Below are 13,848 nucleotides of genomic sequence, written 5' to 3'. Positions count from 1 at the left end.
TTGATTCAGCTAATCTATGCTGCCATCTTTAAATCAGTTTGCTCTTCCTGCTTTTTTCTTAACTTTTTGGTGTTAAGGATTAATAGGATGGATGAAACCAATCCTAAGAATAAAAAGCCAATCAAGTAATATAGGGCTTCCTGATACGAACCAGTTGTATCTTTTAAATAGGAGATGATTTGAGGACCTGCAATACCTGCCAATGCCCAGGCAGTAAGAATGTATCCATGAATAGCACCCAACTCTTTTGTGCCGAATAAATCACCAATAAAGGCTGGTACAGTGGCAAAACCACCACCATAACACGTTAGGATGATTAAGAATGCTACCTGGAATCCAATTTTACCGGCAGCTGATACATCACCACCGAAGAAGGTGGTGATGTAAAAGAATGCTCCTATTTGAATAACAAAGAATGAGATGTATGTGGCAGGGCGTCCGATGTAATCTGATAAAGTAGACCAACCTAAACGACCAAAGGCATTAAACATACTCATTAACATTACTAACACAGCTGCAGCTTCAACCGATAGCATCACAATCTCGCGGCCCATTGAGTTAGCTACTGAAATTAAAGCAATACCACTTGTAACATTGATAAACAAGATGGCCCATAAGAAATAAAAACGAGCTGTTTTCAATGATTGGTTAGCAGTAATGTTAGACAAATCTTTCTTTACTGCTTTACCAGCTTTAGCTAATTCCTCAGGGTTGTAGCCTTCAGGTAACCAGTCAACAGGTGGCTTTTCAAGGTATTGAGCTGCTCCTAGCATGATTAATCCATATACAGGGCCTAAGATTAATAAGATAGTTGAGATAGACTCAATGCCGAATGCAGGAAATACATTTTTAATCAAATATATTTGAATAGCTGCTCCCAAACCAAATCCCATAATAGCCAGACCGGTTGCTAAGCCACGTCTGTCAGGGAACCATTTTACCATGGTTGATACTGGTGTTACATATCCCATTCCGAGACCAATTCCACCAATCATACCGTAAGTAGCATACAACAAGTATAGATTTTCGAGCATTAATGCCAAACCACCAAGCGTAACACCTGCACCAAAAAAGATACCTGCCACTGTACCCGTGAAACGTGGCCCTTTGCGCTCAACAACTTTACCCATAAAAGCAGCAGATACTCCTAAAAAGAAGATAGCAATACTGAAAACAGTTGTAATTTGCTGCAAAGACCAGCCTGCACTTACTTGTTTTTCCACCATGGAACCCAACTTACTCCATGCGTAGATAGAACCGATTGACATGTGAACGCTCACACCAGCCAATGCTATTAGCCAACGATTTTTAATTTTTTTTGTTGAAGTTGTCATTTTCTAGTTTTATTCTCAATTAATTTTTTCTCCCAATCGGAGAGTTTACTTTAAAGCAGTTTTGTGTTGTTTAGTTGATTACGACTTCTTTAAAGTAATTGCTTAGTATATCGTGAGCCGCATTTAGTTGTTCATCAGTATTAGCTTTTACCCCTTTGAGCTTGTATTCCCACCCAAGGTGTTCATACTTGTGCGCTCCTAATTCATGATAAGGTTGAATCTCAATCTTCTCGATGTTCTCAAAAGCTTTGAAGTGCTCACCTAACTGATGTAAATGCTCTGTTGCATCACTGTATCCTGGCACCAATACGTAGCGTAACCAAATAGGTTTCTGTATCTCAGAAAGGTATTCAACAAACGCAAAGGTTTTTTCATTACCCTTCCCGGTTAGTAATTGATGCTGTTCTTTATTAATGTGTTTAATGTCGAGTAGTACAATATCAGTGTATTGTAATACCTCTTTTACATCATCATTCAAAATGCTGCCATTGGTATCGATGCAAATGTGGAAGCCTTTTTCTTTAAGTGCCTTAACAACCGGTAATAACTGTTTTGCCTGCACCAAAGGCTCACCTCCTGAAAATGTTAATCCACCTTTTTTACCAAAGAAAGGACGTTGATTCTCAGCCATGCCAACGATTTCTTCAACAGAAGTTTTGTTACCTCCTTTTAATTCAATCGTATCGGCATTGGCGCAATAAAGGCATTTAAAATTACACCCTTGTAAAAACGCTACAAGGCGAATTCCAGGACCATCGTAGGTGCCTAATGACTCAAATGAATGTACTCTTAGCATATGTAATTTGTTAATTTTATTAATAAGGCAAAGGCAGAAGTTTTGTTCATACAACTTCTGCCTTACTTTATCCTTTTTATGTTGTGTTCTTACATATTGCTATGGAAGCTACGTGAGATAACCTCAAGCTGCTGCTCGCGTGTTAAGCGAACAAAGTTTACAGCATAACCCGATACGCGGATAGTTAACTGAGGATACTCATTTGGATTTTCCATGGCATCTTCTAATAACTCACGGTTAAGAACGTTTACGTTCAAGTGGTGAGCTTCTTTAGAGAAGTATGCATCCATCATGGTTACAAGGTTCTCGTTACGAATTTCAGCGTCGGCACCTAATGATTTAGGGATGATGCTGAATGTGTTTGAGATACCATCCAATGCATTTTTATAATCTAATTTTGCTACTGAGTTTAGTGAAGCAATCGCACCGTTCTTATCACGTCCGTGCATTGGGTTAGCACCAGGAGCGAAAGGTACACCTTGCTCACGCCCGTCAGGCGTAGCACCAGTCTTTAATCCATATACTACATTTGATGTAATTGTTAGGATAGACATTGTAGGATCAGCTTTTTTGTAAGTATCTAAACCACATAGCAACTGGTTGAAGTGGTTAGAAATCTCAACTGCTAAGTTGTCAACACGATCATCATCGTTACCATAGCAAGGGAATTCACCATTGATTAGGAATTGAGATGATAAACCTTCGTCGTTACGAACTACAGTTACATCAGCATGCTTGATAGCAGATAACGAGTCAGCTACAATTGAAAGACCAGCCATACCATAAGCTAAGTTAATAGCCGGGTTGGTATCAACAAATGCCATCTGAGCTTTTTCGTAGTAGTACTTATCGTGCATGTAATGGATGATGTTCATTGACTCGTTGTAAACGCGAGCAACATCTTTCATCGCTAATTTGTAGTTAGCCATTACTTCGTCAAAGTCAAGCTTGTCGCTTTTTAACTCAGGAATACCTTCTACGATTACTTTTCCACTCATCTCACAACGACCACCGTTGATTGCTAACAATAAAGTTTTAGCTAGGTTGGTACGTGCTCCAAAGAACTGGATTTGCTTACCAATTTCCTGGAATGATACACAACAAGCAATACCATAATCATCAGAGTCACGTGTGCTTGTCATCAAGTCATCATTCTCATACTGGATAGATGAAGTGTCGATAGAAACCTGAGCACAGAATTTCTTGAATCCTTCAGGAAGCGTCTGCGACCAAAGAACAGTCATGTTTGGCTCAGGAGAAGGACCTAGGTTATATAGTGTTTGTAAGAAACGGTATGATGTCTTTGTAATTTTGTGACGGCCATCCATTAATTTACCACCAATTGCTTCAGTTACCCAAGTTGGGTCACCCGCAAAAATCTCATTATAAGCGTTCATACGCAGGTGACGTACAACACGTAACTTCATTACGAACTGGTCAATAAATTCCTGAGCTAACTCCTCAGTAATGTTACCGTTAGCCAAATCGTACTCCATGTAAATGTCGATGAACGAAGATACGTTACCTAATGACATAGCAGCACCATCTTGCTCTTTTACAGCTGAAAGGTAAGCCATGTAAACCCACTGTACAGCTTCTTGTGCTGATTCAGCCGGACGGCTAAGGTCTAAACCATATTTGTTACCTAACTCTTTAATCTGAAGTAAGGCTTTGATTTGCTCAGCAACTTCTTCACGCAAACGGATTTTGTCGTCAGACATTGGTCCAACTAATCCCTGCATGTCAGCTTTTTTAGCAGCAACCAAGGTGTCAATTCCGTATAATGCTAAACGACGGTAGTCACCAATGATACGACCACGAGCGTAGTTATCAGGTAAGCCAGTTAAGAAACCTAATGAACGGTACTTACGAATTTCGTCTGTGTATACGTCAAAAACACCGTCGTTGTGTGTTTTAGCGTAGTTGCGGAAAATATCTTTAACGCGGTCAGAAACCTCTAAACCTTGCTCTTCGCAAGCTTTCTCTACTACAGCAATACCACCATAAGGCTTCATAGCGCGCTTTAGTAGCTCATCTGTTTGTAGACCTACGATTAATTCTAAATCTTTCTGGATGTATCCTGCTTCGTGAGATACAATTGAAGAAACCGCTTCCGTGTCGATTGAACGAACGCCATTGTTAGCTCTTTCTTCTTTAATAGCTTCAAGACAAATGTCCCAAAGTTTTTTTGTTCTTTCAGTCGCTCCACTTAGGAAAGAACTATCACCATCAAAAGGGGTGATGTTTTTTTGAACAAAATCTCTAACGTTTACCTGTTCGTTCCAAGAACCTTTTACGAACGCTTCATTAATTTTACTCATAATTCGCTTATTAACCTGTACTAATTATTATTTGTGCGTTAAAATCGTATTTGCACTGCAAAGAAAAGCTCTTTTATTTTACTGTGCAATCACCTTTGTTGGGTATAATACAGAGTATTACAATGTGATAAAAAGACCTTTAAGTATTTATATGGTAGAATATAGAAGTAATAAATTCGAATGGAAATTGTAATGTGCAGATTACAAAAGAAATTGATGAGTGTAATTTGAGAGCGACAAATACTTTAATTGTTCGCTAACTATCGATTTAAATATTTTTGATAGTATGAGGGGTGGAGTAAGATTTAAATATTTTTAACAGTTAGGTAGATTTGTTTGGACAGATAGGCAGATAAAAAATGAAAAAGGAGTATCATTTAATTGGATTTGGTACCTTTAAATCAATTTAAACCTAAATACTATTCACGTATGTATAAATCAATCTAACTTTTGGCTGTACTTTTTGTAGCAGCATGTAATTCACCAAGTAAGAAAGTTTCTATGATACCCGAAAAATTACCGAATGCTCCAATTGCTGAGAAGAAAGACTCGGTATTAACCATTCATGAACACACCCGCACCGATCCTTACTTTTGGATGCGCTTAACGGATGCACAAAAAAATGCTGAACAAGCCGATGAACAGACGCAAAAAGTACTTGACTATTTGAATGCTGAAAATAAATATACCAAATCTGTACTTATAAATACGGAACCGTTACAGGAAAAGCTATTTGATGAAATCGTTGGACGTATAAAGAAAGACGATGAATCGGTTCCTTATTTTTCAAACGGTTATTGGTATTATTCTCGTTTCGAAAAAGGAAAGGAGTATCGTATTCATTGTCGTAAAAAAGGAACACTCGATGCTGAGGAGGAAGTTTTTTTTGATGAAAATGAGCGGGCCGAAGGTCAGTCTTACTATGGACTTGGAAGTTTAAGTATTAGTAAAGACAATAAAATGCTGGCGTTTGGTGAGGATTTTGTTAGTCGTCGTATTTATACCATTCGCTTTAAAAACCTGGAGACAGGCGAGATATTAGCTGAAGAGCTAAGTAATGCTCAAGCAGGTGGTGCATGGGCCAATGATAATCAAACCTATTTTTATACAAGCAAAAATGAAGTGTCGCTATTGAGTGAAAAGATATGGCGACACAAACTTGGTACCGAAGTTTCTAAAGATGTAATGGTTTATCATGAAAAAGATCCATCATTTTATATTGGTGTGAGTAAGACCAAATCGGATAAATATATTGTTATTGATGAAGATGCCACACTGGTTAGTGATTACTGGATATTAGACGCTGATAATCCGACTGGTGAATTTAAGCAATTTACACCGAGAGGAACGAAGCATCAGTATTATATTGAGCATTTTGATGATAAGTGGTTTATTACAACCAATCATGAGGCGACTAATTTTCGCTTAATGGAAACACCGGTGACTGCTACAGAGATGAGTAATTGGAAAGAAGTTATTCCGCATCGTGAAGATGTATTGCTTGATGAGATCGAAGTATTTAATGGCCATTTAGTAGTGAGTGAACGCAAAGATGCTTTAACACACTTGCGCATAATCAATCAGAAAACAAAGGAAGAGCATTATCTGGATTTTGGCGAAGATGTATACGTTGCTTATATATCTACCAATCCTGAATTCAACACAAGCAGTTTGCGTTTTGGTTATAGCTCGATGACTACCCCGACATCTACTATTGATTATGATATGGATGCTAAAGTTAAGGTCGTTAAAAAAATACAAGAGGTTATTGGCGGTCACAATCCGGATGAATATGTAACAGAACGTTTATGGGCGACCGCTCGTGATGGTAAAAAAGTACCGATGTCTGTTGTATATAAAAAAGGAGTTGCAAAAGATGGCAAGGCACCATTATTATTATACGCTTATGGTTCATATGGCTCAACCATGGATCCTTGGTTTAGCTCAACACGATTAAGTCTTCTTGATAGAGGTTTCGTTTATGTGTTAGCTCACATTAGAGGAAGTCAGGCAATGGGGCGTCATTGGTATGATGACGGCAAAATGTTGAATAAAATGAACACCTTCAATGATTACATTGATTGTAGCAAGTATTTAATCGATAATAATTATACATCACCTGAGCATTTATACGCCATGGGTGGTAGTGCTGGTGGATTGCTTATGGGAGCTGTGGCGAATATGGCTCCTGAGTTATATAATGGGATGGTGGCAGCAGTTCCATTTGTTGATGTTGTTTCAACGATGTTAGATGAAACCATTCCGTTAACAACCAATGAGTTTGATGAATGGGGTAATCCGAAGAACAAAGAGTACTATGATTATATGTTGAGTTATTCGCCTTATGACAATGTAGCGGCTAAAGCTTATCCAAACATGCTGATCACAACCGGATTGTTTGATTCGCAAGTGCAATATTGGGAACCTGCCAAATGGTTAGCAAAGCTACGCGATCAAAAAACAGACGATAACATTCTCATTATGCACACGAATATGGAAGCTGGTCACGGCGGAGCCTCAGGGCGTTTTAAGCGTTATCGTGAAACGGCATTGGATTATGCTTTTATGCTGATGCTGGAAGGGATTGATGAGTAATTGGGTAATTTGGCAGAAATAGAAAGGCAGAAGCCAATAGGAACTAAAAAACCGCCAGGTATCGAACTTGGCGGGTTTTACTTTTATATTGTTCTAAATGTTAGCTACTGTCTACTGACTCAAAACTAACAAACTATAGTTTACAACGAATTCAAGTAGTCAGTCACATTCTTTTCAACGCGGCCAATAACTTCAGATACATCAGCTTTTTCAAATTTATCACCCGTGATGCTTTCGTAAAGTTCAATGTAGCGATCCGATACTTCAGTTACAAACTCATCAGACATTTCTGGAACAACTTCGCCTTCACGACCCTGGAAATTATTGTCCATTAGCCATTCGCGCACAAATTCTTTCGACAACTGCTTTTGGTTCTCACCTTTGTCGAAACGCTCCTGGTAACCGTCAGCATAGAAGTAACGTGAAGAATCAGGTGTGTGAATTTCGTCGATTAAGTATATCTGACCATCTTTTCTACCAAATTCATATTTTGTATCAACCAGGATTAAGCCCATTTCTTTAGCGATTTCGCTTCCGCGCTTAAATAACTCAAGTGAAATACGCTCTAATTCCAGGTATTCTTCTTCTGAAACCAAACCTTGCTTGATGATTTCTTCACGAGTGATGTTTTCATCGTGCTCACCCTGCTCAGCTTTTGTGGTTGGAGTAAGAATTGGCTCAGGAAATGCTTCGTGCTCCTTCATGCCATCAGGAATAGGTACACCACAAATGTCGCGACCGCCATCTTTGTACAAGCGCCACGAGCTACCAGTTAAGTATCCACGCACAATCATTTCAACCGGGTAGGTTTCGCAAAAATGACCAACAGTTACCGTTGGGTCTGGCGTAGCTATTTTCCAGTTAGGAACGATATCAGCAGTTGCATCCAAGAATTTTTCAGCAATCTGGTTTAACACTTGTCCTTTGAAAGGAATACCTTTAGGTAAAACCACATCAAATGCAGAGATGCGGTCAGAAACAACCATTACAAGATAATCATCATTAATGTTGTAAACGTCGCGTACTTTTCCTTTGTATACGCTCTTTTGTCCCGGAAAATTATAATCCGTCTTAACAATTGCTTTGCTCATAATTATTAGTTTATATCAATATTTATTTTCCTTTAGTTTCGTTTATGTGCTTTTTAAGTGTTGTTTCTGTTATTCTTTATCGTAGGCATCAACAATGTCCTGTACCAGCTTATGACGAACAATGTCTTTTACTGTAAAGTTCACACGTTCAATTCTTTTTATCCCTTTTAAAATACGCATCGATTGCACCAGGCCTGATTGTTGCTTGTTGGGCAGGTCAATTTGAGTCACATCACCTGTAATAATGAACTTTGCATATTCCCCCATTCGTGTGAGAAACATTTTCATTTGGTTGTTGGTGGTGTTTTGTGCTTCATCCAAAATGACACAGGCATCATTGAGGGTACGACCCCGCATAAAAGCCAGTGGAGCTATCTGGATAGTGCCATTCTCCATGAACTCTTTGAGTTTAGCACCGGGAATCATGTCTTGTAAAGCATCATAAAGCGGCTGCAGGTAGGGATCAATCTTTTCCTTCATATCGCCAGGTAGGAAGCCTAATTTTTCACCAGCCTCAACGGCCGGACGGCTCAGTATGATTCTTCTTACCTGCCTGTTTTTCAATGCTGCTACTGCTAAAGCAATAGCTACATATGTTTTGCCCGAACCAGCAGGACCAACTGCAAAAAGCAAATCATTCTTTTTAAAACCTTTGACCAGTTTTTCCTGATTCTTAGTGCGTGCTTTAATGGGTTTACCGCTTGTACTAAATAGAATCACATCACTATTACTACTGGCATCCGACAAACGATCACCACCTAGTAACTCATTCAGCGATTTTTCAGTTAGTACGTTATAGTTGTTGTAGTGATTGAGTAGTAAATTTACCTTTTCTTCAAAGTCAGCCACTTCATCAGCTTCGCCTATGGCTTTTAACCAATTGCCTCTGGCTACAATATTCAACTTTGGGAAACGATTTTTTATCAATTCCAGTTTGGCGTTTTTTATGCCCAGAAATTCAACTAGATCAACCGATTCCAGGTAGATTAACTTTTCTATCATAAAGTGGTTTAAATCCTTAATTTTGTATTTTGCAAAGTAACAATATTTTTTGCATTTGTAAGCTGACAAAAGTGGTATTCATTACCATCTTTTTTGAAAAAACAAAGAAGGCATTCGATAGTAATTCAAATTTTTAGCAATATCAAATTATGAGTCAAAACCATCATGAACCAACTTTAAAAGTTTTTAAAGAGTTATTAAATATCATGGATGAACTTAGGGCGAATTGCCCCTGGGATAAAAAGCAAACCAATGAATCATTAAGAACGCTTACTATTGAAGAGACATATGAATTGGCCGATGCCATTATAAAGAAAGATGCCTCATTGATTAAAAAGGAGCTTGGTGATTTGTTGCTGCACATTGTTTTTTATGCCAAAATTGGCTCAGAGCAATCGGAGTTTTCCATGGTTGATGTGATTCACTCCTTGAATGAAAAACTAATTTACCGCCATCCGCATATATTTTCTGATGTAGAAGCCAATGATGCCAAAACAGTTGAAGAGAATTGGGAGAAATTAAAGCTGAAAGAAAAAGATGGGAATAAGTCAGTTCTGGAGGGAGTTCCAATGTCGTTGCCAGCTATGGTTAAGGCAAATCGTATTCAGGATAAAGCACGTGGGGTAGGTTTTGATTGGGAGCATAAAGAGCAGGTTTGGGAAAAGGTAAAGGAAGAATTAGAAGAGCTAAAAACCGAAATAGACGCCCACGATGAAGATAAGACTGAAGCTGAATTCGGAGATTTGTTATTTTCAATCATCAATGCAGCTCGCTTGTATGGCGTTAATCCCGAAAATGCCTTAGAACGTACTAATCGAAAATTCATTAAGCGATTTAACTATTTGGAGGAAAGAACCTTGAAGGTTGGGAGGGATTTAAAGCAGATGTCTTTGGCTGAGATGGACGAGATTTGGGAGGAGGCCAAAAAACGATAGTTGCTTTAATTTGACGAACGGCAAATGTTATGAAATTAATTAAACAATAATAATTAGCTTGGTGTAAATGAGATAATTAAGTCTTAAAATGAGTCTGGTGTAAGTGTTGTGTATTCAGTTGTTTGTGTTTATTTGAATATGGGCGACTAATGTTCGAATCTATGTTTTAATCGAAATTATATCAATTAGTGTAATGACTGAAATTATTTAATCACACAAATGTGGTTGTTTATCACCAAAAAGAAGGCATTCGTCAATTCTCAATAACAATACGCCCGTTAAGGCAGTAAACTCGTCTGAATTCACAATTCATTTAAACACTCAAAGAAACTGAAACGGACGGTTTCTTAAAACACCCAACACTATTCAACATCCTTTACCTCTGTAATAAATTCTAACCCAATAGAATTGCAGAGGTTTTTTTATGTCTGCCAATCAAGAGTAAAACTCCGTTTATCAACAAAAAGACGCTGTTTGTCAAAATAAAACAACCTTTCGCTTGATTTCCGGTAAATGTAAGTGATTTCAAAAATTAAACACACGTAACTGAAACGGACGGTTACAACCCCAACACTATTCAACATCCTTTACCTCTATAGCCAATCTAACCCAAGAGACACTATAGAGGTTTTTTTATGCTCAAACTCAATCCGGTCTGCTTTTTGAGGTTCTTTAATTAAACGAAAAACGGCATATCTGTATCGATTCATCTTATTCGTTCATCCTGATTGCAGGTTAAAAAGTCAATCTTGCCGAGAATTGAGAAGTCAAAAATCAACTTAATTATCAGCATTTGCAGTTTTATCTTTATACAAAGAAGAAATAAGCTGCGATTTTTTACACTGGGATTTGTCGTTTCTTAAAAGAAATTTGTATGTTGCCATGATTGATTGATAAAAAAAGCAGAACATGCCATTAAGCAGTATACTAAAACATATTCAAGCTGATGAACAGTTATGGAATCAGGCGATTGAGCAATGTGCATATTACAAAAGTGGTGAAATTGTTTATGAGCAGGATACCAATATGAAACACGCCTTTTTTGTAAATAAAGGTTTATTAAAAATATATCGGATTGGTTCAAAAGGTGAGCAGCAAATTGTGCGACTAGTTAAAGAAGGTGATTTATTTGGTTTTCATTCCTTATTGGGTGATGAGCCTGAGGTAACGGCATGCGAGAGTTTAACAGATAGTGAGGTTTGTCAGATTCCGGGCGAGGCTTTTAAAAAGACTATCAGTGCTAATAAAGAGTTAACTGATTTGCTCATTAAAAAAACGTGCGATGAGTTGAAAAACTCATATAGTTCATTGGTTGAGTTGTCGCAGCGTACCGTACGCGGACGTTTGGCTAATCTGCTATTGAAATTGCAGGATTTGTTCAATACTACAGCTGACGAGGCTATTCCTTTGGTAATTTCACGACTGGATATGGCGCGTTGGATTGGCACTTCAAAAGAGTCGGTAAGTCGATTGATTACTGAGTTCAAAAATGATGGTGTTATCCGCTTCGACCGACGAGAATTAATCATCACCAACAAAGAAAAGCTTGAGCGTATAATTATGTTGTCCTAACAATATTTGAAAAATGAAATAAGGGCTGGATTCCACATGGTATCCAGCCTTTTTCTTATTTTTTATTCAATGGCAATTCAACGCCAAAGTGCTTTTTCTTATCCTCGTATTTTAATAGCAGAGCAAAAATCAAACCTATTAAACTAACTGCTGCAAACATTAATATGGTAGCTGTGTAATCCGATACCGCAGGATTACCCGGATTAGTAGCATCTAATATAGTGCCGGCTAACAGCGGGAAGATAAATAGTCCAAGGTTCTGAATGGAATACATTAAACCGTAAGCTGTACCTATTTTATTTTCGTCAACTAGTTTAACCATTGTTGGCCACATAGCTGCAGGCACCAAGGCAAAAGAAATTCCTAATAAAATGAGTGGTATAATTGGTGGCGTATTTGTTAGTGCAAAAAGTAAGTGCGTAACTAATAATGTGATGGCACCAAAAATCATGGCGCTTGCACTTTTCCCTTTTCGATCAATTAAAGCGCCAAAAACTGGTGTAAATATGAGCGTTCCAACTGGCAAATAGGATGTTAAGTTGCCACTTTCAACAGATGTCAGCCCAAATTTATCAGAAAAGAAATCGGGAGCATACTGGATAAATGGAAAGACGGCAGAATAAAAGGTCACACATAGTAATGCGATATACAAATATGCTCGGTTACTAATTAAACCAGTAATGTCTTTGAAAGAGAACTTATTCTCAGATTTTTCACTTGTATTTTCTTGTATTTGACTATCCAATTTGGCATCAAAAAGCATATAAACAAGAAAGGCTAATAGCCCTATTGATACCAGGATCGCACCTAACCATATGGCGCTGCTTAAGTTGGTTCCTTCATTTGAAATTAAGGGAGATAAGCGTAGAGCTGCAAATGAGCCAAGTCGGCCAAATCCAACTTTTAAGCCAAAAGCAAGTGCTAGGTCCTTTCCTTTAAACCATTTTACCAGTATTTTGCTCACTACAACAATGGTTGTTTCGGCACCCAATCCAAAAAAGAATCGACCAAGTAACATCACTTTTAGTTCAGGTGAGAAACGAGGTAAAAAAGATCCCATGAATTCATAGCCAAAGCCACCGTTGTTAAAGTAGTCTGATGCTCCATATCCGGTTAATAGTGCACCAATAGTCATAAAAAACACAAATAGAAAACCTGTACGCCTGATGCCAATTTTATCTAAAATGATGCCGCCAATAACGGCCATCATCAAAAATGTATTGGGTACAGAGTAAAAGGCTGAGAAGAGACCATAGTCTGTTCCGGTGAATCCGAAGACAGTTCTCATATCATCTTTAAGAGTAGAGAATGCGTCGTAGAAATAATAATTAACCGACAGGACGAAGCCCACTAAGAGTAATATTCCCCATCGCATGGCAGGTGATTCGTTGAGAGCTTTTTTAATTTGTTCCATCTATTGGGTGTTTTTTAGATAATTGTGACAGTTCAAAAGTAAATAAAATTGCCAATGAACAAGGTTATCTATCTTGGAATTGAGATTAAAAATAAATTATTCGTTAAATCAGATATGGTATTTGTAGTAAGTGGTGTGATTTATGTGTATTTTGTTTATTATGAGTCTTATATGTTGGAGTTACCCCATTTTTTTAAGTAAATCCAAAAGTTAGCTGAGATTCCTTTCTTTGCTTATATGCCTTGGGTTTACCTGGGTGACGAGAAAAGATATTGTACAAACCATCACCAAGGGCATAAAATTTAAAATCAGGAACCCCAAATACACGCTTGGCACTTTTGATGATATACCCAGCCATTATTGTTAGCTTTTGTGATTGATCAAGTATTACCGAAATAAAGTAAAACACAGCCAGTAATAGAGCCATCATGTTTTGTAGCCGTGTGTATTTCAATAATCTTACGTTCTCAAGGTCATAAGTCTGCTTGATAAATCGAATGGTTTCTTCGATACACCACCGCTTAATATAGGCCTGTATAACGAACCAAATGTCTTTCTCTTTAGATTCAATTGGCAAAGTTGTCAATAACATCATTGGTTTAGTGCCGAATCCTTTAACAACTATCATATTTAAAGGAGTGTCGTACCCTGGCAGCAACACTGGTAAAAACCCAAAGCGCAGGTCAAATGGAACCTCTTTGCCTTTTATTAATCTAACGATTGATTTTTTGTAGGGTAACCTACAGCCATAGGCCAACCATAAAGAACGTGCCAAAGTGTTGTTATGG

The 13,848-nt window shown here is 37.9% G+C and carries 11 protein-coding genes; 4 read left to right on the top strand and 7 right to left on the bottom strand.

Translation table 11 applies throughout. The annotated features are described in order from the left end of the window. Positions 1–14 precede the first annotated feature (14 nt). From JIV24_RS00050 to pflB, 3 genes are all read right to left on the bottom strand, one after another. Positions 15–1,334 carry an L-lactate MFS transporter gene (locus JIV24_RS00050; RefSeq protein WP_200462941.1) on the bottom strand — a complete coding sequence of 440 codons (1,320 nt, stop codon included), beginning with the start codon at positions 1,332–1,334 and terminating at the stop codon, positions 15–17. Positions 1,335–1,404: 70 nt separating this feature from the next. Then, entirely contained in the window at positions 1,405–2,130 is a 726-nt protein-coding gene (gene pflA / locus JIV24_RS00045; protein ID WP_200462940.1) for a pyruvate formate-lyase-activating protein, read from the bottom strand. 89 nt (positions 2,131–2,219) lie between these two features. Next, a complete protein-coding gene (gene pflB / locus JIV24_RS00040; RefSeq protein ID WP_200462939.1) occupies positions 2,220–4,451 on the bottom strand; it encodes a formate C-acetyltransferase in 2,232 nt (743 codons plus the stop codon). A 501-nt stretch (positions 4,452–4,952) separates the two neighbouring features. Between pflB and JIV24_RS00035 the strand changes: the two genes are divergently transcribed. Then, positions 4,953–7,046, top strand: coding sequence for a S9 family peptidase (locus JIV24_RS00035; RefSeq protein WP_200462938.1), 2,094 nt, complete (start codon positions 4,953–4,955; stop codon positions 7,044–7,046). A 140-nt stretch (positions 7,047–7,186) separates the two neighbouring features. On the opposite strand, the gene JIV24_RS00030 is transcribed toward JIV24_RS00035, so the two are convergent. Both JIV24_RS00030 and JIV24_RS00025 read right to left on the bottom strand, forming a co-directional pair. After that, positions 7,187–8,137: a phosphoribosylaminoimidazolesuccinocarboxamide synthase gene (locus tag JIV24_RS00030; protein WP_200462937.1), complete on the bottom strand. Its 951-nt coding sequence runs from the start codon at positions 8,135–8,137 to the stop codon at positions 7,187–7,189. 69 nt (positions 8,138–8,206) lie between these two features. Further along, positions 8,207–9,139, bottom strand: coding sequence for a PhoH family protein (locus JIV24_RS00025; protein ID WP_200462936.1), 933 nt, complete (start codon positions 9,137–9,139; stop codon positions 8,207–8,209). A 149-nt stretch (positions 9,140–9,288) separates the two neighbouring features. Here JIV24_RS00025 and mazG point away from each other — a divergent pair, with 149 nt between their 5' ends. Continuing rightward, the gene (mazG, locus tag JIV24_RS00020) at positions 9,289–10,074 is read left to right on the top strand and encodes a nucleoside triphosphate pyrophosphohydrolase (protein WP_200462935.1); all 786 of its coding nucleotides are present in this window, start codon (positions 9,289–9,291) and stop codon (positions 10,072–10,074) included. 909 nt (positions 10,075–10,983) lie between these two features. Further along, the gene (locus JIV24_RS00015; protein WP_200462934.1) at positions 10,984–11,646 is read left to right on the top strand and encodes a Crp/Fnr family transcriptional regulator; all 663 of its coding nucleotides are present in this window, start codon (positions 10,984–10,986) and stop codon (positions 11,644–11,646) included. Between the two features lie 55 nt (positions 11,647–11,701). Here JIV24_RS00015 and JIV24_RS00010 read toward each other — a convergent pair whose 3' ends face one another. Then, a complete protein-coding gene (locus tag JIV24_RS00010; protein WP_200462933.1) occupies positions 11,702–13,060 on the bottom strand; it encodes an MFS transporter in 1,359 nt (452 codons plus the stop codon). A gap of 54 nt (positions 13,061–13,114) precedes the next feature. Between JIV24_RS00010 and JIV24_RS22315 the strand changes: the two genes are divergently transcribed. Beyond that, entirely contained in the window at positions 13,115–13,261 is a 147-nt protein-coding gene (locus JIV24_RS22315) for a hypothetical protein (protein WP_234445647.1), read from the top strand. On the opposite strand, the gene JIV24_RS00005 is transcribed toward JIV24_RS22315, so the two are convergent. Then, a partial coding sequence (locus JIV24_RS00005) for a transposase (RefSeq protein ID WP_200462932.1) occupies positions 13,254–13,848 on the bottom strand: 595 nt, incomplete at its 5' end. The genes JIV24_RS22315 and JIV24_RS00005 overlap by 8 nt on opposite strands.

Origin of the sequence: Carboxylicivirga marina (assembly GCF_016612505.1) — a bacterium.
Classification (GTDB): Bacteria; Bacteroidota; Bacteroidia; order Bacteroidales; family Marinilabiliaceae; genus Carboxylicivirga; species Carboxylicivirga marina.
The sequence above is the reverse complement of the archived record's forward strand: the minus strand, read 5'-3'. Positions and strand labels throughout refer to the sequence as shown.